Origin of the sequence: Microcoleus sp. w1-18aA5, from assembly GCF_036701705.1 — a bacterium.
Taxonomy (GTDB): Bacteria; Cyanobacteriota; Cyanobacteriia; order Cyanobacteriales; family Microcoleaceae; genus Microcoleus.
The window spans coordinates 24,385-49,018 of sequence record NZ_JAUPTE010000047.1 but is presented as its reverse complement, the minus strand read 5'-3'; the positions used below and the strand labels follow the sequence as shown (position 1 = coordinate 49,018).

Here is a 24,634-nt window from a genome sequence, read left to right as displayed (position 1 = left end):
ATGATGACGAGCGAACAAAACCGTTTGGAGACAGCTACGCCAACAGTTGCTGCCCTTACCCAGGAACATTTGGACTATCTAAAACAGCAACAACAACTAATCAAAAAACTGATTAGTGACCATTTTGACCAACACCCACACTTAAAACAACAGCGCGAGCTGTTGAATTCAATTCCTGGCATTGGAGATTTAACAGCTTCTATATTATTAGCTGAAATTGGCGATGTTTCTGATTACGATAATGCTCGTCAATTAGCAGCCTATGCTGGTTTAACACGCCCGCGAACGTACTTCTGGGACTTCGGTTAAGGGCAAAACTCGTTTGTCTTGTACGGGTAATGTCCGACTGCGAAAAGCTTTGTATATGCCAGCGGTAGTGGCGATGCGTTATAACCCTTTGTTGAAAGCTATGAGTGACCGATTATTGGGTCGTGGGAAGGTCAAAATGCAGGTAATTGGTGCTTTGATGCGGAAATTGGTGCATTTGGCTTTTGGTATTTTAAAGTCCCAAAAGCCTTTCGACCCCAATTATTTACTTGCTCCCCCTTGACAGGTCAAGACAGTATCTACAGATATTATCAGCGTTTCTCCGGGTTCATCTGCGGTTAAAAACCTCGAAGTCTACTTACTGGCATAACCCGTGTTCACCAAAAACTCCCGCAACTTCCCAAAGAATTGAGTGCGATCGCGTCCTTGATAAACCCTCTCCAATAACTGCCAACCTTCCGCCTCCTGGCCCATGACATACTTGTTCGCCATGAAGGCCGCCAACACCCCTTTCACCTCCGCATTTTCACTCAGACGCTTGTTAGATTCTAGCCAAAGCTCAGCAGAATTCGTGTATACTTCTACCGGATACTGTTTGCTAACATCTTGCATTTTACCTGGGCGGTACTGCCAAATTTGCAGCGGAAAGCGAGAATCAGCGTAATTTGTAAAAGCCTCGGAAAATCTGCCGTCCTGACTTTTAAACTCGGGGATATCATTTTTGCCCAAATCGACAATTTCGTAACTCACATTGCCCCAGAAATGCTTGATATGAGTGTATTTGTTAGCGCCCGAATCGTAGCGGTAAATAAACGAATAATTGCAGCAGCGGACACCGCTTTTGGTTGAGACTAAATCTGCCAGCACTTCCGGTTCTTTGTCCCCGTCTAAATCACGGATTCGCAGCGATAAAAAACGTCCTTCTGATATTTCTTCGCTGGTTTTTTTGTCGGGATTATCTACTAGAGAACGAGTCGGAATTAGCACTGGTTCTTCTAATAAAGTTTTACCGTCGCGGATAATTCTGATGCGGAGATTTTTAGCATTTTCTGCTTCTTTTAGGAAAGAAACTTCCGCCCGAACTTTCCCCGATTCCGAGGTTTCTGTTGTTCTCGGCGGGCCAATATTCGGGGGAATTTGGGCGATATATTGGGTAGGAACTAAGGCAGTTTGGCCGGGTTTGGCGATCGCCTGACAGAAAAAACTTGCGACTTCGGCGCGAGTAGCATTCCGAGTAGGTTCTAGCTGTTTAACAGCCGGATAATTCACCACCAGTTGTTTTTCTGTGGCGGCGGCGATCGCACTTCTGGCTAGTTCGGGAATTTGCGGCGCATCCTCAAAAGTCGCATCCAAAATCTCAGCCGCCGAGCCCGTAGGTGTATATTTCAAGCCGCTGGTTAAAGCTACCAAAGCCTGCCAGCGGGTAATATTCAAAGTCGGGTTAAAGATACTGCCACTGTATCCAGACATAAAACCCGTCTGATAAGCTTCTCGAATTGCTTTAAAACCCCAGTAATTTGTAGGAATATCTGCAAAGTCGATCGGAGCGCGGACGGTTTTGGCATCGGGAAAAGCCATGCGAACCATCGCCGCAAACTCAGCGCGGCTGACGGGGCGATTCGGGCGAAAACTGCCGTCTTCGTAGTAGCCACTGATAATTTTTTTCTCTGCTAACTCCTCAATACAAGCTTGGGCCCAATGGTTGTTAACATCCTTAAATTTAGCTTGAGCAAATGCCGGCGTTACATTCAGACCCGGAAACATTAAATTCCCGATGATTATCACTAGGGCTACCACTAAACCGATAATAGCTTGCCGTCTGTGCGATCGAATCATAGAACAGACTCCTCTACTTACAAATTGTTGTTCAAAACTTTGGAAAACTTTGTTTATATAATATCAGCTATATTAACCAGATTTAATACCATTTATTAAAAATTTACCGACGACCAAGGACACGGCACTGCCGTGTCCCTAATTTTTCGAGTTCCTATAATAAAGCTTACTTCGACTCTAAAGTCATCTCCATCGCCATTTTTGTTGTGATTGTTAATTCTTCAGAACTGCCAGCATTTTTACCACTCATTTCGCTATTTGAACTAATAGACACAGTAGAGCGAAAAGGATTTAATCTATCCAAGCGCATTGTGGCTGCTCCCCGACCCTGAGAACTAAAAGATTTTAGGGTTAGGGTAGTTCCAGCAGGCAGTTGGGGAGAGGTAAGATTTTGGGGGTTGGCTTGCTGCTCTATACTTACATTCAGAGACACAACCCCATCTTGCCAGCTATCCAATTCATAGGTAGCAATTTCATTCACATTCATGCCACTGAAATCAGAGGAAGAAGAAACGCGCCATTTGGCTCCTTTTCCGACTGCTTCGGCAGGCAGCGGCGAGGCTAGTTGTTCTAGAGATTTAGACATTTGTCGAACCATTTGTTTGAGGTTGTTGTCAGCTCCTTCGGGCAAAATAATGTCGCCTCCTTTATGAAAACCGCGATTGTCCATGATGAAAGAGCCTTTCACTCCCACCATGCTTTTGAGTGCGGAACGCATGGCATCTCGGACGGCTGGCGGCATATTTCCAGTATCGCCAGCGATATCTGAGTTAGTATAAGCAAACTCGTAGTGAATATCGCCGTTGGGATCGATTTTAGTGACTTTTGTCTCGAAAGTCATCATCGATACTGGAATTTTAGCCCCAGGCGAAGACCGACCGGATGCGGATATTTCCATATCCATTTTTACGGTCATCACAGTTGTTTCTTTGACATCAATAGCTGGTTTTAAACGCAGTTCCTGTCGTGGTTCCACTCCCGGATTTAGCAGTTCCACTTGTGGGGTTTTGGAGTTGGCGGCAGGTGCGGATACGCCAGGGGCTGGCTGCTGCACTAGAAGTGGAGTTTCAGCACTTAGGGAAGCAGGAGAAAGCTCGATCGCCCATCCGGCACTTACCAAACAAAGAGATGCAATAAACTGTCTTTTTTTCATGGATTTAATTTCCTGTTATTTGAATGTTAGCCTGTTCCCACAGTCGATCGACTGTCACAAATTTGTAACCTTTATACAAAAGCAATGGAATTATTTTATCAGCAGAAGCTGCAACATCTTCGCCGCCGCAATAGCCGTCGTGGAGTACAATAATTGATCCGTTTTCAGTTTGCTGCACGATGCGACTAATAACTTTCCTCACCCCCGGCCGCACCCAATCTTCCGGGACGACACTCCACATTACGGGGCGATATTCCCACTGTTGCAATAACTCTAATGTTCGCGGCGTAAAAATGCCATTGGGTGGCCTCACGTCCAGGATTAATTTTGGGTCTAAATCGCAAGCTTTGGCAATTGCTTTCTGCGTGTCTTCTAAACTTTGTTTGAGTTCGTGGGTTTTTAGTTTTGGAAACGATATATGCTGATAGCCGTGGAGACCGATCCAGTGTCCGCGATCGTACACTTCTTTAGCCGTTTCTGGATGCCGATCCACGCAAAAACCTAGCCAGAAAAAACTAGCTTTGATGTCGTATTTATCTAAAACTTTTAAAAGTTGAGGTGTGTGCTGACGGTGCGGCCCGTCGTCAAATGTGAGAGCAATTTCTCGGCTGTTGATATCTCCCGTCCACAGACATCTGGGAAAAGCAGATTTGAGGATGGGATGAACGACAGGAAACAGGGGTGCTAATGGCATTGGTTAATGTTGCGAAAGTGCGATCGGGTAGAAATGAAGCTGCGTTACTATAGGATAAAGTTAACTCAATCGAGGTAAATATGACAACTGGCATTGATATTGGAAGGCTAATTGTCCGCACGCCAGGAACTTGCGACTGGCGCCCCCCATTGCCACAACCCGAATTACCGTAAAAAATATTGCTATTGATTTTAATGCTGGGCTGACTCCAGAAAAAATCATTAATTAAAAACCGCATTTGACTCGTTCGCAAATTTATGGTCTACTAGCCTAATATTAGGCGAAGCCAGACAAAATTGAGGCAAATCTAGCAGCAAAAAAAGCTGATGGAAAGCGCTTGCTATCGGAAGTTACGATAAAACTCAAGTCTTTAAAATAGAATAAGATAGCCAGATTAAAAAAATATATTATCTTAATAACTATCTCGAATAATAGATGAGCAATCGCACTTAAAAACAACTTTAACTCTTTTGATAGAGCCTCAAACTATATCCGATCGCATCGACCTCTATCTCGCGGTTGATGCGATCGCCCTACAGCGTCCTCCTATACTAAAAACCAGCATAACTAATCGAGAAACGATCAAGGAGGAACAATGACCGAGGAATACTTAGCCGAACGCACAGTTTCAGCCGTATTTAAGGAAGAAGAACAATTAGACGGCGTAATTCGGCGGTTGCTAGATCGCGGAGTTTCCCGCGACCACATCTCAGTAATGGGAAAAAACTTTCAATCTAAAACTAAAATTGCCGGCTTTATTACTAAAAAAGATGTGATATTAGGCGGTCTCCGAAGCGGGGCGATTTTTGGTTCCTTATTCGGTTCTTTTTTGGGTTTGCTAACAGGCGTCGGCGTGCTGTTTATTCCCTTTGTCGGTGCAGTAGTATCGGCGGGCCCGCTGGGTGCGGTACTGTTGGGTGCAGCTAGCGGGGCGATCGCAGGTTCGGCGGGTGCGGGTTTAGTTTCCGCTTTGGTCGCTTTGGGAATGCCCGAAGACAAAGCAACTATCTATCAAACCCGCGTTGAAGCAGGCGAATTTCTCGTGATGGCAGAAGTTCCCGCAGATAAATCGGGCGAATTTCAACTCTTGCTAGAAAGTGCAGGTGGCGAAGAGATAGCTATTAGCGAAATGACGCTGCCGCGCGCCGTCAAAGGTCGCTGCAATAGTCAGGCAGACTTATCTCCAGAAGTGCGATCGCACCTGTCGGAAGCTGCTCAAAAAACCTTTATGGAATCCTACAACGCCGCATTTGATGAAAGCAACGACTCGATACAAGCCGAACACACGGCTTGGAACGCCATTCACCAGCAGTACGAAGAAGATGAAAACGGCGTTTGGACTAAGCCTTTAGCAAAAGTCTAGTCTTCCCATCGCAGCCAACTAATAAAAAATACAATCAAGCCTCTAGAACTGCGGTTCTGGAGGCTTTGACGATTTTAGATTTTAGATTTGTGCAAGACTTAATTAAATTTTATATTTTATAATTTTGAAAAACTAAATTTTTAATAATTTCCGAATTGCCGAAAGCCGCATTACTTTTTGAAAGTGGTATTGCACTAAGTTGCGTTGTCAAGTACAATCTATAGGCTTGCAATATAAAATTGAGTTAAGCAAATGCAAAAATACGTTTGTACAGTTTGCAATTACGTCTATGATCCAGAAGTAGGCGACCCCGACGGAGGCATAGATCCCGGTACACCCTTTGAAGATATCCCCGACGATTGGGTTTGTCCCACTTGCGGGGCGGCAAAATCCGATTTTGAACCAGAATAAGCGAGAAAAAATTTGTCCGATCAAATCCTCAAAATTACAATCATTGGCGGCGGTGCTGCTGGTTTTTTTAGTGCAATTACCTGTGCCAAAACCTACCCCCAGGCCCGCGTCACTTTACTAGAAGCTGGCCGGCAACTCCTGGCAAAAGTTCGCATCTCTGGCGGCGGGCGCTGCAATGTGACTCACGCCTGTTTTGACCCCGGTGTTTTAGTGCAGAATTACCCCAGAGGAGGGAAAGCTCTGCGCGGTGCTTTTACTCGATTTCAACCGCGCGATACTGTAGAATGGTTTGCAGGTCACGGTGTGAAATTGAAAACAGAAGAAGACGGGCGAATGTTTCCCATCACAGACGATTCGGGGACAATTGTTAACTGTTTGATTCGGGCTGCTGAGGATGCAGGCGTAAAAATTCGCACTGGCGATGCAGTAGTTTCAGTAAAGAAATTAACGGGCAACACCGCAGAGGGCGAACAGGGGGATACCGCCCCTAGGTTTGAAATTGAGTTAAAGTCGGGGGAGAGTTTTAAGTGCGATCGCATTCTTCTCGCTACAGGCAGCAATCCATCGGGTTATAAGTGGGCAAAAGAGTTGGGTAATACTGTAGAACTGCCCGTTCCTTCTCTATTTACTTTTAATATTTCCGATAGCAGAATCAAAGATTTAGCGGGAATTTCTGTTCCTAATGCTAAGGTGAAATTGCCGGGAGCTAAATTAGAACAAAGCGGGCCTTTGCTAATTACTCACTGGGGTTTAAGCGGGCCTGCTGTACTCAAACTTTCGGCTTGGGGTGCGAGATTTTTGCACGATCGCCATTATAAAACCTCTGTGCTGATTAATTGGCTTCCCCAGTACAATGCGGAAGTTTTGCGGCAGCAACTGCTAGCAGTTAAGTCGCAGTTGTCGCACCGATTGATTGTTTCTAGCTGTCCGTTTCCGATGCCGCGCCGCCTCTGGGAACGTTTGACAAGTTCGATCGGGATTGATGAACAAAAACGCTGGGCCGACTTATCTAACAAAACCCTCGATCGCCTCCTGCAAGAACTCGTTCAAGGCGAATATCAGATTGCCGGAAAAGGCGCATTTAAAGAAGAATTCGTCACCTGCGGCGGTGTCAACCTCAAAGAAGTCGATTTTAAGACAATGGAAAGCCGCCGCTGTCCCGGACTTTTCTTTGCGGGCGAAATCTTGGATATCGACGGCGTGACGGGCGGTTTCAACTTCCAAAGTGCTTGGACTACGGCGTGGTTGGCCGGAAACGCGATCGGCAAACCATCCGATTTTAGATTTTAGATTTTAGATTTTAGATTGCGGGATACTTGCTATATAAAGGTTTGGGAGTGGCGATCGCGCGATCGGCTTACCAATATTAACTTTTGTGTTATTTTTGAATTAAGGCGCACCAAATGTGTTTCAACTTCAGCTTGTAGACACAATTCGCAGTTTTGCGGAGTTAACATCGGCGAATACAGATGAAAAACTTGAATCTACAAACCCTAAAGTTCGATCGCAACCTTGAGGGCCATCTTGACTCACCTTTCATCGAAAAAAATGGCTTGCTGGAACTCAACCTCAAATTTATCACTCCCGAATTTTTAACAGCCTGGACGTTTGAAACACACCTGTACGACGAACAAGTTGCGATCGACCACTTTGTCATCACATTTCCCAGCCGCACCGATCTCGAAAAATACGCCGCATCTTTGCGCTCTTTCGGCGCCAAAACAGTTGAAGGCCCCGACTTGTTCCCGATCAACTTTTGTTCGGGAAACATTAACGTTCCCTCCGATTTGTGGCTGCATTTAATGACCTTATTAATGCCAGCGGGCGGCTTAGTAGTATTAGATGCGCCCCACGCAGCCGGCGACCAAAAAAACCGCTTTCAGCAAGAAAGAGGATTAGAAGCAGTTCACCACGTCGCGCTTCGAGTCGAAAACGTGCAGAATGCTGCTAAAATATGGCAAAATAAAAACTTTAAACCGCTATCAGAGCGTCCTCTAGACTACGGCTCATTAACCCAGTGGTTTCTGCAAAACCCCGCCGGACAAATCATCGAATTAATAGAACGTCGCCCCGGCAACAACGGCACCTTTGACTGCAAAAACATCGCAGGCTTGCGTCTCAGCGAAGATAAAGTCAGTAGTCAGTAGTCAGTAGTCATTAGTCATTAGTCAGTAGTCATTAGTTAACGGTTAACCGTCAACGGTTAACAGTCAACAGTCAACAATGCCCCATGCCCAACGCCCAATTCCCAATTCCCAAATCTATGGTTGCAATAAAAATCCCCAAAGTCACTTTTCAACCCCCAACATTCAACTCAGTTGAAGAAGAACGCCGCCACCGCAAACAGCGTTTAGCCGCCGCATTCCGATTATTTGCCCGCTTCGGATTCAGCGAAGGAATTGCCGGACACATCACCGTCCGCGACCCCGAACACCTCGACCATTTCTGGGTCAATTCTTTTGGAATGCACTTTAGTTTAATTCGAGTCAGCGACCTAATTTTAGTCAACCACAAAGGCGAAGTTGTGGAAGGAAATAAACCCGTAAACGAAGCAGCATTTGCCATTCATTCCCAAGTGCACAGCGGCCGCCCCGACGTAATCGCAGCAGCCCACGCTCATTCTCCCTACGGCAAAAGTTGGTCGAGTTTGGGCCGCCTGCTTGACCCGCTGACGCAAGATGCTTGTTCTTTTTATGAAGACCAAGCTTTATTTGACGATTACACCGGAGTTGTTTTGGAAATCGAAGAAGCTAAACGCATCGCCAAAACTTTAGGTGAGAAAAAAGCGATTATTTTACAAAATCACGGACTGTTAACAGTAGGTCAAACAGTAGATGAAGCGGCTTGGTGGTTTATTGCAATGGAACGTTCTTGTCAAGCGCAGTTAATGGCCGAAGCAGCAGGAAAACCAATTCTCATCAAGCCAGAATGTGCGCGTTTAACACAGCAGCAAGTAGGGTCTCACCGCATGGGATGGTTTAGCTTTCAACCGCTTTATGACATGATAGTGCGTCGGGAACCTGACTTATTAGATTAAGGAACTAGGCGGTTGAAACCGCTACTACACAAACACAGTCCGCCTGCGGCGAATCAAGAATGAAGGGGGTATTAAAGCCGGATTTAGTATCAGAAGTGCAAAATTTATAAATTCATGCTGACACGGATTCCAGCCAAGCTATCAAATCCTCTTGACTGGTAAAATCTAACAAGATTTCTCCTAAATCATCTAATTGTTCGAGAGATAACTGCTGGATGCGAGTTTGAACTTCTGGTGGGATTTCGCCAGTGCGCCGCGCGATTTGACGCAGAATTAATGCTGTTTGCCCCTCAATTAGACCTTCTTGGCGACCTTCTTGGCGACCTTCTTGCATCCCCTTAATAACGGCACCGCGTTGGTCTTCAAAGAACATTTCCCGCTTTTCTAATGATGCTAACTCGTCAAGGTTTAAGGTAGACCTGTTAGCAATGTTAAAAGCTGTTTGAATTTCGGGTACTGACGCCAATTTATCCGGTATTTCCTCCAGTTCAGGAGCATTTTTTATAAAATAAATCCAGCTTTGAATCAGATTTTCAACTTGTTCTAATTTTTTGTTAAACTTTGGTAGTTCAACAAAAACTAACTCTATTTCCCGATAATACTCGAAGTTTTCTTCGACTTCTTTAAAGACAAAATGTGAGAGAAACTTTTCGGTATTTTCAAACAGGATAAAATCCGTAATTGTGAGAGCGATGAGAGGATTTAATTTTGAGTAGCCTTCTCTCCGTTTGAGTTGAGTGGCGTAGGTTTTTGCTGCATTATATATAACGCGCTTAGTAAAAGCTTCTACATTGATGACCTGCATTTCGATAATTACAGTTTTGTTGCCCGTAATTTTTGCTTTGACATCCAGGTAAGTGTCTTTTAACCCAGTAATGCTCGGTGCGGCGTAGGGATCGATGATTTCTAAGTCTGTAATTGTCGGCTCTGCGTTGTAGAGCATGGCATTTAGGAAGCTAATCAAAACTTCTTTGCTCTGGGGCGAAGCAAAGATTTTTTTGAAGCCAAAATCTGTCTTAGGGTTGATGAAATTCATAATTGATAATTAGTAAATGGTATTTTAATGTGATAATTATATCACAAAATTCCTTCCATTTCTAAATCTTCAATAAGCTGCAATCCGCGCGGATCGCCGACTCGCAATAGCGAAGATTTAGCATCTTCCCTGACGCCCATATCTTCATCTTCTTCTAAAGCTTCAATCAAACCGTCGATCGCCCCAGCGTACACTATATTATTCGGCAATTCTCGCGCCAGTTGCCCGATCGCCCAAGCGGAATTACTTCGCACAGCAGACACAGCATCTCCCCGCAGCGCTTCAATCAACGGCGGAATCGCCGCAATCACCACATAGTAACCAACTTTTGCCATTTGACCCAGAGAACTCGCCGCCCACAAACGCACCGCCGAAATATCAGTTTTCAGAGCATCAATTAAAGATGGCAAAGCGCGGTGATCGCTGCAATTTCCCAAGGCCCAAACTACCCCTTTGCGAACGTAACCGTTCCAGTCGCGGTTAAGCTGAACAATCAGCGGTTCCACAGCATCGGGGCTCGGATTTCGCCCCAACGCATAAGCCGCGCTCACTCGCACCAAGGGGCAACCGTCTCTCAATAAATTAATTAAATGGGAAATTGCTCGATCGTCCTGCAGTTCGCAAAAAGCCCGCGCCGCAATCATCCGGTGCTGAGGTTCCGGGGATTCCAGCAAAGGCAGCATTTCCTCTGGATCTGGCAGCGGGGGTTCGGATTCGTCAAATTGATCCAAAGGGCTTTCCAGTTCCGTGTCAGTATCAAGGGCGTTGGAGTAGTCGTTATTGTTCATAAAAAAACTTTACCGCACAGAGGATGCTCCTAAGCAACTCAGTCAGCAGTCACCAGTCACCAGTCAATAATTGTAGGGTGCCCACGATATTGCACCATTGTGAGCAACAGGCTTTCCGGCCTGTTCCACAAGAATAAAATTTATCTTTTGTGGAACAGGCCCAAAAGCCTGTTCATAAAAGGCTAATTGAGAATGGTGCAACATATAAGTTACTACAAACGAATATCTCTGCTTTTACTTAAGTTGGTAGTGAGGAATTCAGTCCTCATAATTTGGATGAATCAGGACTTTAGCCCTGATTCCAAACCAGTAGAATTTATTTTTCAAAGAGACTTGAGCATCGAGACGGAATGACTTTGATAGCCTAATTTTTGATAGAGATTCACCGCCGGCTGATTGCTCAGAAATACTTGCAAACCAATTTGCCGATCGCCTCTTTCCCGCGCCCAATTCTCAGCATAAATAACTAAAGCTGCACCGACTCCTAGACGGCGATGTTCCGGTGCTACGTACAGCAAAAAAATGTGAGCGTAGCGTTCTCCGGTGGTTTGGTCGATCGCATTTCCCAACCACAAACATCCGACAACCGATTGGAGATTTTGCGCCTGAGATTGGGGATTGAGATACTGCGAGGGAAGCGCCGGCAAAATTTCTGCCTCTTCCTGGCTGTTTTTCTGGCACTCTACCCACCAAACCGGCGTCTGGTTAGAAAAATACTGCTCGACAGTTTGAGCCAAATGTCCCAATTCCCCATCCGGGTAAAGCTCTTGGTAAGTCCGGTGCATAAACTTTACCAGTTTTGCCCGATCGAGTCCCGATCCCGATCGCAGCCAGTAACCCGGTATTAGTTGAGCAGACCTCAGCTCAGCGGACACGAAAAGCGGAATAATTTAGCCCCAAGAACATTGGATTGACTATTGCCGCTTGCTTTTGAGGGATCGCTTCCTCAATCGGTGCCGGGGCAGCCATGTCACCAGGCAAAAAGATGCGAGCACTGACTGCTACCAGAGCCGCGAAAAATACTAATACCGCTATTAATGGAGCAATGTATTGACGAATGATACCCATAACCGTAAAAACTTAATTCTTGAGTTGATATTATCAAGTGTACCATACAAATCTTGTCAGCTATAATTGCTGCCATTGGACAATTAGCTCAAGCCTGAGCGCTCGCAAATACCAACAAACAGAAAATATAATATTATGAGTTCCTCGCCTGCTGTTTATGAAGCTCTAGCTAAATCAATTGTTTTTTTGAATCAAAAGCCGAGCGCGCAAAATGAAGTTTCGACTTTCCTAGATACTAATGGCTACTATATCGATCGCATATTCGACGACCCAGAAACAAACTTTTATGCGATCGGATTCGGTTCATCCAATCCCGAAAACCCGCCCGCCCTCGTATTTAAAGGTACAGACTTCATCGACGGCGACGCTATTTTTTCCGACTCGCGGGACATTGGTTTACCTGAATTTGAAAAGAACAAAGATAATATCAAAAATTGGCTCACAGAAATCGGTCAAAATACTGGTAAAAACCCCAGCAAATTATTGCCAGATGTCATCGGACACAGTTGGGGCGGAGCAGTCGCTCAAATTGTAGCAACCGAATACACATCTCTGACCGGAGATATCTTTACTTTCAACTCTCCGGGAGTCTCCGCGAATACATTCACCAGTTTTCGGAGAAATCTCGGCAGAGTCGGCAACAAAAATGTCACTCACTACATTGTCAGCGGAGATTTCGTCAGCTTGTTTGGTGAAGCATTTATTCCGGGTAAAGTATTTATCCAAAGTTTTACAGATCCGAGTATTAATCCCTTAACTGTTTTGGCAAAACATCGAACTGAAAATTTGTTAACTACTCCGCCCGTGGGTTTTTTGCAGAGGCAAATTTCCGTAGAACAATTAAACAGTCCCGAATTTGCTTATAACAACGACTCAGATTTTAACGAGTTTATCGCTGCGATGAATTTCGCCCTGCCCAATGTGTCAGTCGCCATCAGAACCAGAGGCGGTGCAGAGAGTTTGAGAACAGCACCAGAATTTTCTTTTGTGCAGTTGATCAGAGAAATGCAATACGGTTTAGCTCCCTTACAACCGAATTATTTATCAGGCGACGCTCGTAGCAATACTGCTACGGGGGGCCCTGGAGAGGATACAGTTATCGGCAACGGCGGTAACGATACTCTCAGAGGCAATCGAGGTAATGACAGCATCATCGGTGGTGATGGCGACGATTTCTTGTACGGCGGCAGAGATAACGATTATTTGGAAGGTGGCGACGGAAACGATTTGGTTTCCGGCGAGTTTGGTAACGATTTTTTAATTGGTGGTGCGGGGCGCGATCGCTTTGTATTGGAATCCGGCGGCGGAGCAGATGTGATTTTAGATTTTCAAGATAGTGAAGATTTAATTACACTGTCGAGGGGTCTAACTTTTCCTCAAATTATAGTAACTCAAGGTGTTGACGGAGCTTTAATTACTATCCCGGTTACTGGGGAAATTCTTGCTACTCTCAGAGGCGTAGTTGCCAGCGATATTACGCGGGTAGATTTTGTATAGCTTTAGGGTGCTCAAAATTGGTATTTTTGGTGGCGCAAAATCTGCCTTGGTTTTGTAGCGAGAGTTTTTTTGTATTAAAAAATCTCTATCAATTTGCCACTAAAAAACCAATAAAAATGACCAATTAATATGGTCAATAAACGAAGTTTATAGTAAACTTAGTTAAGTAGCTTAAAAACTAATTCCCCCTCAAACGACAGGAAATAAAAAAATATGCCCTCCTCCCCCGCCGCTTACGAAACTATAGCCAAGCAACTTGCTTACATAGATGACCAGCCCCAGTTTCAAACTTTAGTTCAAACAGGCTTGAGTACTGCTGGCTACCAAATCGATCGCACCTTTGACGATCCCGGAACTGGATTTCACGCGATCGGCTTAATTTCCACCACCTCAGACAAACCGCCAGTTTTAGTATTTCGCGGCACCGACTCGCCCGTAGATGATCTTGCTAACGGAGACCCGCGCGGCACCGGTTTTAACCAATTTGAAGCCAACAAACAAGCATTAGGAAATTGGCTGACCCAAATCAGTCAAGATACAACCAAAAACCCCAGCCGCTTGCCACCAGACCTTCTGGGACACAGCTTGGGCGGCGCCATAACGCAACTAGCCGCCACTGAATTCACATCTGCGATCGGAGATGTTGTCACCTTCAATTCTCCCGGAGTTGATCAGAGCACCGTCAATACATTCAAGCAGAAAGTCGGTGCCGGAAAAAATGTAACTCACTACGTAGTTGAGGGGGATTTTGTTAGTTTGGGAGGAGAAGCTTTTCTCCCCGGAAAAGTAGTTCTTCAAACATTTACTAACCCGGTTATCAACCCGCTACTTGTCTTGGACAAGCACACGCAAAGCGGTTTGTTAACTTCTCCACCTCCCGGATTGACTCAGAAAGAAATCTCTGTAGACGAGTTGAGCCGCCCTGATTTCACCTTCACGGATTCCGATTATTTAGAGCTGTTAGCTGGCGTAGACTTTACACTGCCCGACTTGGCAACCTCGCTGGAATCTCGCAGCAGTTTAGAGCAATTAAGAACCACTCCGGGAGCCTCATTTTTAGCAAATGTTGCAGCAATGCAAACTGCTCTAGATCCATCCCAAATTAATAATTTAGTCGGCGACGATACCAACAATACAGCATCAGGTTTTGGAGGGGACGATATTATCACTGGCAATGGGGGCAACGACACTCTCAGTGGCAACAAAGGCAACGATATTATCAGCGGTGGCAGCGGCAACGATCGGCTATTAGGTGGCAAAGGAGATGACAATTTGAACGGGGGAGAAGGAGACGATACGCTCATTGGCGGAGCGGGTGCGGATCTCTTGATTGGCGGCGCTGGACGCGACGTATTGGTGTTAGGAGTAGGTGCCGGTACAGATACACTTGTAGACTTTCAAAAGGGTGAAGATTTAATCGGTTTGAGCGGAGGTTTGACCTTCAACCAAGTGAGAGTTACTGCAGGCGATTTTATAACGACGATCGAAATTGCCAGTAACGGCGAAGTTCTTGCCAGTATTCCTGGCATTCCAAGTAGTCCGCTAACAGCTAGTGATTTTATTGCGATTTAGTTCGGGGCTGGCAATACAGATTTCGGTAGGGACACAACATTGTTGTGTCCTTATTTTATGAACGCAACCGCACATAATTTATACTCCAATACGCTTGGGATAAGAATAATCTGATTTCCTTTAACAAGTCTGGGACTCTCATAAATGCGTGAAATGAAATTCGTCGGAAAGCGCTAGCCCAAGCGTATTGATTTATACTCATTCCATGATTACAAACATCCATATTCCTCTAGGGAGGGGTTGACCGAAATCTCCAAAAGTAGTGCAGACATTGGTAAACCCGACCCGCCCGAATATTATAGTTATAGCGATCGCACTTGATCTTAATCGAAATCGTCCAGTCCAGGTCTGGGCATGGATGCTAATTTTTTCTCATCTTCTAGGGGCAGAAAGAAAATCGTCAGCATACCGGGAATCACAGCCAGCGCGCTCATCAAAAAATAATTTTGATAACCGAGACTCGCCTGCAAGTAGCCGCTGAAAACGCCCGGAATCAGCACTCCTGCGGCCATAAAAGCCGTTGTAATTGCATAGTGAGATGCTTCGTATTCAGGGCGGACAGTCCGCATCAAGAACACTGTATAGGCAGCTACGCCAAGTCCGTATGTAAATTGCTCGATCGAATTTACGGCATAAGCCCATTCAATCCCCGGTTGATTGATTGCCAATAGCCAATACAGCACGTTAGTTGAATTTTGCAGAATAGCCGTCGGCCACATCCATTTTTTCAATCCTTGTTTGGCAATCAAATAGCCGCCCAGTAACCCTCCTATTAACAGAAACATTACCCCTAAAGTACCGGATAATAAGCCCATATCCGACGTAGAAACTGCTAATCCTCCTTTCTCAACTTTATCCATTAAAAATGGAGGAGCCATTTTAAAAGTCAAGGCATCGCCCAAGCGAAAAATCAAGACGTAAGCCACAATCCAACCTATTTTATCTTGCTGAAAATAAGTTTTGAATGCTTCGATAAAGCTGGTTGTTCGTTGGGGGGTGTCGGATTCCAGAGCGTAATTGCGAGGATAGGGAAGATACCACCGCTGAAAAAGATATATCAGCACAAACATAATCGCACAAATGCCAAAGGCTGTCGCCCATCCGTAGTTAAGCGCCGACACGCTAAAATCCGAACCGAAAAGTGACAGCGGAATGTTTTGATATATTTTGGTGTCGCCTGTATTTCCAGTGACTAAATGGTTTTCGGCCAGTTTCCCCGCTAAGAACACCAATAAACCGCTACCGGCAATGACAGCACCTCTATAAGCCGTGTTGCGAACCCCGACAAATAGTGCTTGTTGGTCTTTATTTAGAGTGTTTAAATAAAATCCGTCAATGGCGATGTCGTGAGTAGCTGACACAAAGGCGATCGCGGTAAAGATAACAAGCGATATAATAATCGGTGCGGGCGTTAATACGCCAAAAGCCAGGAAAGCAAACAGGAAAGCACAAATGATTTCGGTTGTTAAAATCCATTTGCGTTTCGTGGAATACAAATCAACAACGGGCCCCCACAAACCTTTTAAAACCCAAGGAAAAGACAAAAGACTTGTCAATCCGATCAATTCGTTGCTGGTTCCCATACCTTTCAAAAAAATCACCGACATTAAATTAACGACGGTGTAAGGGAGACCTTGAGCGAAGTATAATACTGATACCCACAATCCAGCGTTATGCTTTTTTTCCATTGCAGAGATATTTTACCTAGTTACTTATTTGATTTACTGAGTGCGATCGACAATTCCGGTCAATTCAACCCCTGGCATCACAGTATATGCCATTCCGATGCCAGCGGCTGCCATATAAATAGTGCATTTTAGCATCCTTCAGACTCAAAACAATTTTTATTTTTTGAATTAGCTTGCAAAAGATTTTCTCCGTTAAAATGAACGAGGTAAGCGCGAAGATTCTTGTCCCACTCAGAAGTGTCATAAGTTCGCAGCAATTCCAAAGCACTTTCTTCTATCTGATATGCGGTTTTTGGACTATTCACCGGACGTTCGGGACTGTCAGGATTAACAACAATTAAACCTGCATCTAGAAACTGATGCACCGTTTGGCGGCGCACAGTTTCCCGCGTATTTGGTGCATATTTTTTACTGTACTCCTCCTCCATAAATTCCATAATTGGTGTGATGCCCCGAATAGGAGATTTTGCCGATTCCCAAGCTTCCTTTGGCTTAAGGTCAAGCAAAGCCAGAAGGGTTAAGGCGGAACGTTCGTTAAGCTGACCTTTTGGAAAACCCAGCGCTGCAAGGATTTCTAGAGATTCATCAATACGGTTCTTGATTGTCGTCGGGCTATTTTCTAACGGATTGGGATCGTTAAGCAGTTGTGTCTCGACAAGTTTATCAATCTCCCGCTGTGTAGGAAATATTTCTGTTATTTGAGCGCCAAGTAAAAGTAATTGCTCTACATTAGGATACTTCAAAGTGCGTAAATCCGTAGCATTAACTTGAGTGTGTCCGTTGAACAGTCGGAAAAACGCATCTACCAAACTCGAATTTAGATAAACGGCCAATCCCCCCGCCAGGGTGAGGTCTAATCCGCGTCTCTGTTGGTGAAAGTAATTCAAATGGTTCTCAAAACCAACGCTAGAACTATTAATTTTATTGGCATCCCAGACAACTGCAACAATTCGCTTTTTCTCTTCCTTTGAGGAGAAGCGCTTGCTCAAAACATAATGTTCGTTAGGTACGAGGAGTGCAGCAGTTTTTTCCGTGACAACTAAAGCTTGATGCTTTCTCGTTGCGGTGGGATATTCAACACCGCCAGCCGAGAAGTGTGCGGGATAAATCAGCGGAACTGTACCCTTTTCAGGTTTTAGCCGCAAGTCAGAGCGAACACGAAAATCTACAACTTTTCCGGTGGAAACTGTTAAGCCTAATTCCTCTAGGGTACAAGTAAATTGAGCCATTTGCTCGACTACTTTCTGGCTGACAGAATCCGGTAGAATCCGAATAAATTGCTCGGAGTCTTGGGGATTAATTAGGGCGGTATAGGGCAGTTGGTGAGACAAAACCAGGTCGTCGCCCGCGCTGCTGCTTGAGGTAATTAGTACAGTATCTGGCTGTTCTATTTGTTTGGTGGCGCGCACAATAATAGTTTCTTGCAGCACCGCATCATCGCGAAATGGCAACTGTCGGGATTCAAAGATGTGTACTTGGCGTAAAGCCATCATTTGAAGGAATACTTTGCGGAAATCTCGAAAGTATAAACCGTTGCAAAAGCTGCGGGGAGTAATCGATACTAATTCACCGTTTGGTTTGAGCATGTGAGCAGCAGCAACTGTGAAGCCAGCGTAGAGATTGCTGGTTTCTAGTCCTATAGAACGCAGCAAGGTTCGGGCTTGGGATTTAGCGTTTATTTTGGCATAGGGAGGATTGATAATTGCATGGGTAAATTCCCGTTTTACTGGTTGTGTAAATAGATGGGGCTGCAACATATCGGCGCTGTCTTGAATAAAATCTATTTCGCGAACCTCAGAGGTAAAAGATATCCCAAAATGCTGACATTCAATACTGCATAATTCTAAAGTTTGCTTGAGGTATTCAATCAAAATAAGGTCAATTTCATAAGCTGTAACGTGGAGGCTGTGCGGTTTGTTTGGGCGCTGGCAAAGTTCGCAAACAACGGCTGCTAACAGCGAACCAATACCAGCCCCGGCATCTAAAAGCGATATATCAGGACAGTTAAATTCAAACATTCCCGCCATCAAACTTGCGACTGAGGAAGGTGTTAAAAATTGTCCTTTTTCTCCTCTCTGGCTTTGCTGCAACTTTCGGGTTGCTTCTTGGCGCCAGCCATCTACTCGATCGAGTAAATTGCTTGCTGTTGAGTAGCTGTTACCCGGAAGGGCTAGGGTTTGAAAGTGGGGTACTATCATTTGTTCAAAAAGTGCGTTAGCGAAGCCCTAGAAGAGGATCGCAAGTTCAGTTTATTTTCGCCAAAATAGGAATCTATACGCTATCATAGTACCAGTTTACTCTCTTCCCATAACAGCAAAGGGCAGCCATGAGTCAAGAAAATTTTACATTTCTCCTTGATAGCGAAAAAAAAGAGGCGCTGAAGGCGATCGCTACTGTCACAGATCGCGATTTAACTTATGTTTTGAACGAAGCGATCGCTTCTTACCTAGAAAATTATCAATGGCTGCTCGATGAGATTAACAAAGGCGTTGCCGAGGCCGAAGCTGGAGACTTTGCCAGCGATGATGAAGTCCAAGCAGTTTTTGTCAAATTGACCAATGAAAATTAAGTGGCTGCGACAATCTTTGCGAAATCTAGAACAGGCTCACGCATATATTGTTAAAGACGATCCAGAGGCAGCAAGGCAATTAATTTTAAGGATTCAGAGTGCTGTAGGTCAACTCGCAGAATTTCTTTTTATGGGTCGAGTTGGTCGCGTAGAAGCTACTAGAGAACTTGTCATTTCCAATACCTCTTATCTCATCATCTATCGAGTAAAAGAAGAAAACGTAGAAATTCTCCGTATCCTTCACAGTTCAAGAAAGTATCCAGAAAATTAGGTGATGCTGCCGATCGCACTTTTAGTGTATTTTCGCCAAAATAGGATTAGTATTATTGAACCGCGAAGACGCGAAGGACACGAAGGAAGAAGAAAGAAGCAGAAAGAAGCAGATAATTTTATACAGAGAAGGGTGTAAGAGACCCGATCGACTTTTTCTGCAAGCGTGTGTTTTGCAATACCTATTTTACCGATCTGCCCAATTAATGTATGATTGTGCGAAAATGTCAAGCGGACGCTCAAACCAAAAGTCTGTAAAGGACTGTTAAACGCTCTCTCACACATTTCTGATGCGAAATACCAAAACATTCTTTTTGTCAAGCTTGTTCCTGATTGGCTTAACAATTAGTTTTCTGCTGACTCCTGGTTGGTTCTCCAACTTCCCATCCGGGGCGATCGCAACTATGCCCCCACAAACCCAAACCGCCGATTTTCGCGCCTTCTGGGTGGACGCCTTCAACCCCGGCTTTAAAACTCCTCAAGAAGTCACAAAATTGATCGCAGACGCGCAGCGGGCCAATGCCAACGCGATCGTCGCCCAAGTCCGCCGCCGCGGCGATGCTTTTTACACGAGTGCGATCGAACCCCGCACCCTCGATCCCAACGTTCCTGCGGGTTTCGATCCACTGCAAGATTTGATTGACAAAGCCCACGCCGCAGGCATTGAAGTACACGCTTGGATGGTGACGCTGCCGGTGGTTTCGGGCACCAAACTTCCCGCCGGTCACGTTTGGCAACAACACGGGCCCAATGCGCCGGGAATCAACAATTGGGCGATGCTGACTTCGAGCGGCGAATCACCCGGTTTCCTCGATCCCGGCCATCCAGACGCCCTAGATTATACCGTTTCCGTCTATTTGGACTTGCTCAAGCGCTACGATGTGGACGGCGTACAGTTGGATTATGTGCGCTACGGCGGGCCGACTTGGGGCTACAATCCGACTGCGATCGCCCGTTTTAATCAGCAAACAGGTCGATCGGGCAAACCCGCACCCACCGATCCCGCGTGGATGCAGTGGCGGCGCGAACAGGTGACAAATTTAGTCCGGAAGCTTTATGTAGAAAGCCTTGCGATTAAACCGCGCGTTAAAATTACCGCCGCCACGATCGCCTGGGGGGACGGCCCGCAAAACGATGCAGGGTGGTATCAAACGCAGCCTTACAAAGAAGTATTGCAGGATTGGCGCGCTTGGCTGGAAGAAGGGATTGTAGACATGGCGATGCCGATGACTTACCAGCGCGAGTACAAACGATCGCAAAAACTCGCTTATGACAACTGGATCGAGTACGCCAAAGACCACCAGTACAACCGCCAAATTGCGATCGGCCCCGGCAATTACCTCAACTACATCGAAGACACTCTAGGCCAGATTCGTCGCGCCGAACAGCCGTCTGCGAAAGGAAATCACGTCGCAGGTACGGTGCTCTATTCCTACGCTAGCAGCAACGTGTACACGAATGTGGAACTGCGATCGGGCGGTAGCGGTGATTTGCCCCGCCAGCCTTGGAAATACGTACCCCAAAGCAACGATTTGTTCTATACCGCGCTGTCGCAGCCGAGTCAATACGTTGATGCTGCGACGGGCAAAACCTATGAAACTCAGCCTGTGTGGGCGACAGCAGCAGCGGTTCCCGATATGCCTTGGAAGTCGCGGCCGACTACAGGTGCGATCGCCGGAAATTTGCAGCGGTGCGCTCGAACTTGCGACGGTGCGAGCTTGACATTGCAGTCGATCGATGCTGCGGGCAAGGTGCGCCAACTGCGCGCGGATGGTAAAGGATGGTTTGGGGCGATCGAGCTTTCTCCGGGAACTTATCAGTTGAAAGTTGACGGTAGTCAGATTCAACAAACAGTTAATGTTGTCGCCGGCGACGTAACAAAAGTGAATTTCGGAGCCTCTTAATATCTTTTTAGGGTGCGCCGGGGTGCACTATTGCGATCGACTTACAGCGTATCCCGGGTTTATAGAACCCATTTAGGATCTTTTTGTTGTCTCACAAGCCTTTGAGGTATCTAGGTTGTATCTGGTTTGATGCCTGTTAGTTTAAAGTCCTGACTCTGGTATTAAATCCTCTGGTAAAACGATACCCTCAAAACCATATAGTTCGCTCCAGAAGATACCAAATGGGTTCTATAAAGTTTCTAAGATTTCTGACTTAGGGAATCTTACTTTTGCGAGTGAAGCATACTTATCTGCTTCAGAGCGATAGCCAGCCGCACAAGCTACGACGGTAGTAAAGCCTTTTGCAGAAAGACCCAACACGCGATCGTAATTGACAGGTTCAATTCCTTCCATTGGACAGGTGTCAACACCAAGCAATGCAGCACTGGTCATAAAGTTGCCCAGTGCAATATAAGTTTGGCGCGTTGACCAGTCATTAATATTAAAACTGCGGCCACCATCAACCAAGTCACTGACGATTAGACTCCGATATCCTGCCATTGCCTCTACAGTCCCGCCCCGCAGCTCGACAGTGCGAGCTATAAAGCGATCGACATCCTCGGCACTGAGATGCTTTTTAATCGCGAACACCACATAATGAGAGCAATCAGTAACCTGCGACTGATTCCAGGAGAGGGGTTTGAGCTGTTCTTTAAATTCCGAGCTCGTAATAATCAGAAATTTCCAAGGTTGAAGCCCATAAGAAGATGGTGTTAACACTAACGCATCTTCTAAAGCTGTCCAGATGTCTGGAGGAATTGTTTTGGCTGGATCGAACTGTTTGGTGGCATATCGCCATTTGAGATTTTCGAGTAAGTCTGTCGTAGTGATGTGATTCATTTCTTTTACTTAAGAGATTGCTATTAATCATGGTTGAAACGGATAATTACAGGCTGGCTGCCAATAATCCTGGTTCAAATGAAATGATAACGGAAGCGGTCTGCAAAAAGTAGCGAGCAGGTCGATTTCATCCCCCGACAGACTAATTTTTAGCTGATTCCTAATCGCTTTCGAGAATACTAGCCAGCAAAGCTTGCTGAGCGTGCATCCGATTTTCTGCCTGATCCCAAACGCGCGATTGACTGCCTTCAATCACTGCATCGGTAATCTCTTCATCCCGGTGTGCAGGCAAACAGTGCAATACAATTGCATTCTTATCTGCTAACTTCAGCAATTGTTCATTTACCTGATAGGGTTCAAACAAAGGAATCCTGCTTTTTGCTTCCTCTTCCTGTCCCATACTCGCCCAAACATCAGTATAAATCACTTGAGCATTTTTAGCAGCAGCTTCCGCATCAGCAGTCACAGTAACTTCTGTTTTTCCCTGAGCAATATTCTTAGCTTTTTCCACTATCTCAGCATTCGGCTGGAAATCTTGAGGGCAAGCAATTCTTACATTCATTCCCGTCATTGCACAGCCCAACATCAGCGAATTAGCCATATTATTGCCATCGCCCAAGTAAGTCAAAGTCACCCCTTCCAACTTCCCAAAACACTCTTTTACTGTCATCAAATCCGCCAGCACTTGACATGGGTGTTCGTCATCTGTCAGCGCATTAATCACAGGGATTTTCGCATATTTAGCAAAAGTTGCTAAGTCCTTTTGCTCGAAAGTCCGAATCGCCAAAATGTCTAAATATCTGTCTAAAACCCTGGCTGTATCTACCAAAGGTTCGCCGCGGCTGACTTGTGTAACGTTGGGATTAAGGTCAATCACTTGCCCTCCCAATTTATACATTGCCACCGTAAAACTTACCCGCGTTCGCGTTGAAGCTTTGGAAAATAACAAGCCGAGAACTTTATTGCGTTTCAGCTTGACCATTCCCGATTTTAAACTGGCTGCTAGATCTAGCAAATAATTTAATTCGTCAATGCTTAAATCTGCCAGACTTAATAAATCTCGCCCTTTTAAGGAATCCATGCTTTCCCCCACACACAAATTTTTAACTGTGTCTTAAATCTTAGCCCGCAGAGGTAAATTTTGTTTCTGTAATCCCTAGCTGACATCTGCGGCTAAGGTTTATGCGGGCAATTGCTCGATCGCGCGATCGATCGAATCGCAACCTTGTTCAACCGTTTCTACCACAGCCAACACACCCCGCAATTCCCCAGCGCCGGGGAAACCCTTAGCATACCAGGTTAAGTGCTTGCGCGCTTGGCAAACACCGCTTTCACCTTTATATTCCCACAAAGCCCGCAAATGTTCCTTAGCACATTCGAGACGTTCAATTGGTGTCGGAGCTATCTTTTCTACACCAGTTTTCAAGAAATAATCAACTTCTCCTACCAAAAAAGGATAGCCCAAAGTTCCCCGCGAACACATCACTCCATCAGCGCCGGTTTCTTCCAGACATCGCATCGCTGCTTCCACTGAAAAAATATCCCCGTTAGCAATAACTGGAATCGATAAAACTTCTTTCACTCGGCGAATCCACTCCCATTTTGCCGGACCGGTGTAACCTTGCGATCGAGTGCGGCCGTGCACGGTAATCATTTTTGCTCCCGCATCTTCCATCCGCTTCGCAAATTCCAAAATATTAATTTCTTTGTCAGTCCAACCAATCCGAGTTTTAACCGTGACAGGAACATCTACTGCTTCCACAACAGCCCGCACAATTGCCTCGGCTGTTTCAGGATCTCGCAGCAGGGAAGAACCGCCGCCGTTTTTAGTAATTTTGTTAACCGGACAGCCCATATTAATATCAACTGTATCCGCTCCTTCTGCCACTGCTTTCTGCGCCGCTTCTGCCAAGAAATCCGGCCGGCAGTCAAACAATTGAATGCTAATCGGGCGCTCGTTCGGGTCAACTTCCATAATTCTCGGCAGTTGCTTCACGTAGTGCAAACCCGTAGCGTTCACCATTTCCGTGTACATCATCGAATCTGGCGCGTAGCGGCGCACCAGGCGGCGAAATACCAAATCGGTAACGCCGGATAAGGGCGATTGCAGGACGCGACTTTTAACTTCAAAATCGCCGATTTTGAGCGGAGTTGCTAACCTTTCTTTTAATTCGGGAGATAGAGTAAGCATAGTCGATCGCACTTTAATTCTAATATCTGTATATTATACTACACTTGCGATACTTGACAGTTGTTAATTATATTTTTAGCCGATTATTGAGTGGCAGCTAAAAGTATATTTAACCTGACCGCGATGCCTATTTTACACATCCCGATCGCCCGAATTTGAATATTGTGAAACCAGAACCCAAACGCCAACGCCGACCACAGTTAAATCTCTGTGCCTCTTCGCTCTATCTATGGGGTGTGGCCATTAATGGGGGATCTACCTACTAAGAGTGTTGCCCAAGTCATATTTTTCTTGTTTAATCGTGCCGAATGCTCTGCTTGCCTTCAGAACCGGCTGCCTTCAGACGATTAATGCTTAAATTTATTGGGATTCTGCAAAAGCCGTACATCAGATCGTTTTAAACTACAATTG

The 24,634-nt window shown here is 45.5% G+C and carries 23 protein-coding genes; 12 read left to right on the top strand and 11 right to left on the bottom strand.

Annotated elements, in window-relative coordinates:
* Both Q5691_RS17630 and Q5691_RS27725 read left to right on the top strand, forming a co-directional pair.
* On the top strand, nt 1-309 hold a 309-nt coding region (locus tag Q5691_RS17630; RefSeq protein ID WP_333345944.1), incomplete at its 5' end, for a transposase.
* Between the two features lie 13 nt (nt 310-322).
* A complete protein-coding gene (locus Q5691_RS27725; protein WP_445304853.1) occupies nt 323-550 on the top strand; it encodes a transposase in 228 nt (75 codons plus the stop codon).
* A gap of 71 nt (nt 551-621) precedes the next feature.
* Here Q5691_RS27725 and Q5691_RS17625 read toward each other — a convergent pair whose 3' ends face one another.
* The 3 genes from Q5691_RS17625 to Q5691_RS17615 form a co-directional block, all read right to left on the bottom strand.
* Nucleotides 622-2,103 (bottom strand): S-layer homology domain-containing protein, encoded by a 1,482-nt coding sequence (locus tag Q5691_RS17625; protein WP_333345941.1) that lies wholly within the window; start codon nt 2,101-2,103, stop codon nt 622-624.
* A 166-nt stretch (nt 2,104-2,269) separates the two neighbouring features.
* Nucleotides 2,270-3,256 (bottom strand): DUF6263 family protein, encoded by a 987-nt coding sequence (locus Q5691_RS17620; protein WP_333310809.1) that lies wholly within the window; start codon nt 3,254-3,256, stop codon nt 2,270-2,272.
* A gap of 4 nt (nt 3,257-3,260) precedes the next feature.
* The gene (locus Q5691_RS17615; protein ID WP_333214031.1) at nt 3,261-3,950 is read right to left on the bottom strand and encodes a polysaccharide deacetylase family protein; all 690 of its coding nucleotides are present in this window, start codon (nt 3,948-3,950) and stop codon (nt 3,261-3,263) included.
* A gap of 595 nt (nt 3,951-4,545) precedes the next feature.
* Between Q5691_RS17615 and Q5691_RS17610 the strand changes: the two genes are divergently transcribed.
* From Q5691_RS17610 to Q5691_RS17590, 5 genes are all read left to right on the top strand, one after another.
* A complete protein-coding gene (locus Q5691_RS17610) occupies nt 4,546-5,313 on the top strand; it encodes a ChaB family protein (protein ID WP_333214027.1) in 768 nt (255 codons plus the stop codon).
* 252 nt (nt 5,314-5,565) lie between these two features.
* On the top strand, nt 5,566-5,724 hold the full coding sequence (gene rd, locus Q5691_RS17605) for a rubredoxin (RefSeq protein ID WP_333227106.1): 159 nt from the start codon (nt 5,566-5,568) through the stop codon (nt 5,722-5,724).
* A gap of 24 nt (nt 5,725-5,748) precedes the next feature.
* Nucleotides 5,749-7,014 (top strand): NAD(P)/FAD-dependent oxidoreductase, encoded by a 1,266-nt coding sequence (locus Q5691_RS17600; protein ID WP_445305835.1) that lies wholly within the window; start codon nt 5,749-5,751, stop codon nt 7,012-7,014.
* A gap of 179 nt (nt 7,015-7,193) precedes the next feature.
* Nucleotides 7,194-7,871: a hypothetical protein gene (locus tag Q5691_RS17595; RefSeq protein WP_333310814.1), complete on the top strand. Its 678-nt coding sequence runs from the start codon at nt 7,194-7,196 to the stop codon at nt 7,869-7,871.
* 116 nt (nt 7,872-7,987) lie between these two features.
* A complete protein-coding gene (locus Q5691_RS17590) occupies nt 7,988-8,761 on the top strand; it encodes a class II aldolase/adducin family protein (protein ID WP_333214020.1) in 774 nt (257 codons plus the stop codon).
* A 112-nt stretch (nt 8,762-8,873) separates the two neighbouring features.
* Here Q5691_RS17590 and Q5691_RS17585 read toward each other — a convergent pair whose 3' ends face one another.
* The 3 genes from Q5691_RS17585 to Q5691_RS17575 form a co-directional block, all read right to left on the bottom strand.
* Nucleotides 8,874-9,797 (bottom strand): Rpn family recombination-promoting nuclease/putative transposase, encoded by a 924-nt coding sequence (locus Q5691_RS17585; RefSeq protein ID WP_333214018.1) that lies wholly within the window; start codon nt 9,795-9,797, stop codon nt 8,874-8,876.
* 41 nt (nt 9,798-9,838) lie between these two features.
* Nucleotides 9,839-10,585, bottom strand: a complete 747-nt coding sequence (locus Q5691_RS17580; RefSeq protein WP_333214016.1) for a HEAT repeat domain-containing protein — start codon at nt 10,583-10,585, stop codon at nt 9,839-9,841.
* A 323-nt stretch (nt 10,586-10,908) separates the two neighbouring features.
* Entirely contained in the window at nt 10,909-11,460 is a 552-nt protein-coding gene (locus Q5691_RS17575; RefSeq protein WP_333214014.1) for a GNAT family N-acetyltransferase, read from the bottom strand.
* A 328-nt stretch (nt 11,461-11,788) separates the two neighbouring features.
* On the opposite strand from Q5691_RS17575, the gene Q5691_RS17565 reads away from it, so the two are divergent.
* Together Q5691_RS17565 and Q5691_RS17560 are read left to right on the top strand one after the other, a co-directional pair.
* The gene (locus Q5691_RS17565; RefSeq protein WP_333345933.1) at nt 11,789-13,150 is read left to right on the top strand and encodes a calcium-binding protein; all 1,362 of its coding nucleotides are present in this window, start codon (nt 11,789-11,791) and stop codon (nt 13,148-13,150) included.
* Nucleotides 13,151-13,363: 213 nt separating this feature from the next.
* A complete protein-coding gene (locus Q5691_RS17560) occupies nt 13,364-14,722 on the top strand; it encodes a calcium-binding protein (protein ID WP_333345930.1) in 1,359 nt (452 codons plus the stop codon).
* 323 nt (nt 14,723-15,045) lie between these two features.
* Here the strand turns inward: Q5691_RS17560 and Q5691_RS17555 are convergent, their stop codons facing one another.
* Nucleotides 15,046-16,410 carry an MFS transporter gene (locus Q5691_RS17555; protein WP_333311103.1) on the bottom strand — a complete coding sequence of 455 codons (1,365 nt, stop codon included), beginning with the start codon at nt 16,408-16,410 and terminating at the stop codon, nt 15,046-15,048.
* A 128-nt stretch (nt 16,411-16,538) separates the two neighbouring features.
* On the bottom strand, nt 16,539-18,608 hold the full coding sequence (locus Q5691_RS17550) for an Eco57I restriction-modification methylase domain-containing protein (RefSeq protein WP_333345927.1): 2,070 nt from the start codon (nt 18,606-18,608) through the stop codon (nt 16,539-16,541).
* 128 nt (nt 18,609-18,736) lie between these two features.
* Here Q5691_RS17550 and Q5691_RS17545 point away from each other — a divergent pair, with 128 nt between their 5' ends.
* From Q5691_RS17545 to Q5691_RS17535, 3 genes are all read left to right on the top strand, one after another.
* On the top strand, nt 18,737-18,979 hold the full coding sequence (locus tag Q5691_RS17545) for a CopG family transcriptional regulator (RefSeq protein ID WP_333102366.1): 243 nt from the start codon (nt 18,737-18,739) through the stop codon (nt 18,977-18,979).
* Nucleotides 18,969-19,250: a type II toxin-antitoxin system RelE/ParE family toxin gene (locus Q5691_RS17540; protein WP_333345924.1), complete on the top strand. Its 282-nt coding sequence runs from the start codon at nt 18,969-18,971 to the stop codon at nt 19,248-19,250. The genes Q5691_RS17545 and Q5691_RS17540 overlap by 11 nt, the downstream gene beginning before the upstream one ends.
* A gap of 289 nt (nt 19,251-19,539) precedes the next feature.
* Nucleotides 19,540-21,153 (top strand): family 10 glycosylhydrolase, encoded by a 1,614-nt coding sequence (locus Q5691_RS17535; RefSeq protein ID WP_333345921.1) that lies wholly within the window; start codon nt 19,540-19,542, stop codon nt 21,151-21,153.
* Between the two features lie 228 nt (nt 21,154-21,381).
* On the opposite strand, the gene Q5691_RS17530 is transcribed toward Q5691_RS17535, so the two are convergent.
* From Q5691_RS17530 to dusB, 3 genes are all read right to left on the bottom strand, one after another.
* Complete coding sequence (locus tag Q5691_RS17530) at nt 21,382-22,032, bottom strand: NAD(P)H-dependent oxidoreductase (RefSeq protein WP_333345918.1); 651 nt, start codon at nt 22,030-22,032, stop codon at nt 21,382-21,384.
* 160 nt (nt 22,033-22,192) lie between these two features.
* Nucleotides 22,193-23,113 (bottom strand): ornithine carbamoyltransferase, encoded by a 921-nt coding sequence (gene argF, locus Q5691_RS17525; RefSeq protein ID WP_333311094.1) that lies wholly within the window; start codon nt 23,111-23,113, stop codon nt 22,193-22,195.
* A gap of 99 nt (nt 23,114-23,212) precedes the next feature.
* On the bottom strand, nt 23,213-24,223 hold the full coding sequence (gene dusB / locus Q5691_RS17520; RefSeq protein WP_333227082.1) for a tRNA dihydrouridine synthase DusB: 1,011 nt from the start codon (nt 24,221-24,223) through the stop codon (nt 23,213-23,215).
* Nucleotides 24,224-24,634 lie beyond the last annotated feature (411 nt).

Coding starts and splice junctions, on each gene's coding strand:
- Q5691_RS17625 (WP_333345941.1), bottom strand. CDS start 2,103: ATGATTCGATCGCACAGACGGCAAGCTATTATCGGTTTAGTGGTAGCC.
- Q5691_RS17550 (WP_333345927.1), bottom strand. CDS start 18,608: ATGATAGTACCCCACTTTCAAACCCTAGCCCTTCCGGGTAACAGCTAC.
- Q5691_RS17530 (WP_333345918.1), bottom strand. CDS start 22,032: ATGAATCACATCACTACGACAGACTTACTCGAAAATCTCAAATGGCGA.
- Q5691_RS17580 (WP_333214016.1), bottom strand. CDS start 10,585: ATGAACAATAACGACTACTCCAACGCCCTTGATACTGACACGGAACTG.
- Q5691_RS17565 (WP_333345933.1), top strand. CDS start 11,789: ATGAGTTCCTCGCCTGCTGTTTATGAAGCTCTAGCTAAATCAATTGTT.
- Q5691_RS17615 (WP_333214031.1), bottom strand. CDS start 3,950: ATGCCATTAGCACCCCTGTTTCCTGTCGTTCATCCCATCCTCAAATCT.
- Q5691_RS17545 (WP_333102366.1), top strand. CDS start 18,737: ATGAGTCAAGAAAATTTTACATTTCTCCTTGATAGCGAAAAAAAAGAG.
- Q5691_RS17610 (WP_333214027.1), top strand. CDS start 4,546: ATGACCGAGGAATACTTAGCCGAACGCACAGTTTCAGCCGTATTTAAG.
- Q5691_RS17595 (WP_333310814.1), top strand. CDS start 7,194: ATGAAAAACTTGAATCTACAAACCCTAAAGTTCGATCGCAACCTTGAG.
- Q5691_RS17585 (WP_333214018.1), bottom strand. CDS start 9,797: ATGAATTTCATCAACCCTAAGACAGATTTTGGCTTCAAAAAAATCTTT.
- rd (WP_333227106.1), top strand. CDS start 5,566: ATGCAAAAATACGTTTGTACAGTTTGCAATTACGTCTATGATCCAGAA.
- Q5691_RS17555 (WP_333311103.1), bottom strand. CDS start 16,410: ATGGAAAAAAAGCATAACGCTGGATTGTGGGTATCAGTATTATACTTC.
- argF (WP_333311094.1), bottom strand. CDS start 23,113: ATGGATTCCTTAAAAGGGCGAGATTTATTAAGTCTGGCAGATTTAAGC.
- Q5691_RS17560 (WP_333345930.1), top strand. CDS start 13,364: ATGCCCTCCTCCCCCGCCGCTTACGAAACTATAGCCAAGCAACTTGCT.
- Q5691_RS17620 (WP_333310809.1), bottom strand. CDS start 3,256: ATGAAAAAAAGACAGTTTATTGCATCTCTTTGTTTGGTAAGTGCCGGA.
- Q5691_RS17590 (WP_333214020.1), top strand. CDS start 7,988: ATGGTTGCAATAAAAATCCCCAAAGTCACTTTTCAACCCCCAACATTC.
- Q5691_RS17540 (WP_333345924.1), top strand. CDS start 18,969: ATGAAAATTAAGTGGCTGCGACAATCTTTGCGAAATCTAGAACAGGCT.
- Q5691_RS17535 (WP_333345921.1), top strand. CDS start 19,540: ATGCGAAATACCAAAACATTCTTTTTGTCAAGCTTGTTCCTGATTGGC.
- dusB (WP_333227082.1), bottom strand. CDS start 24,223: ATGCTTACTCTATCTCCCGAATTAAAAGAAAGGTTAGCAACTCCGCTC.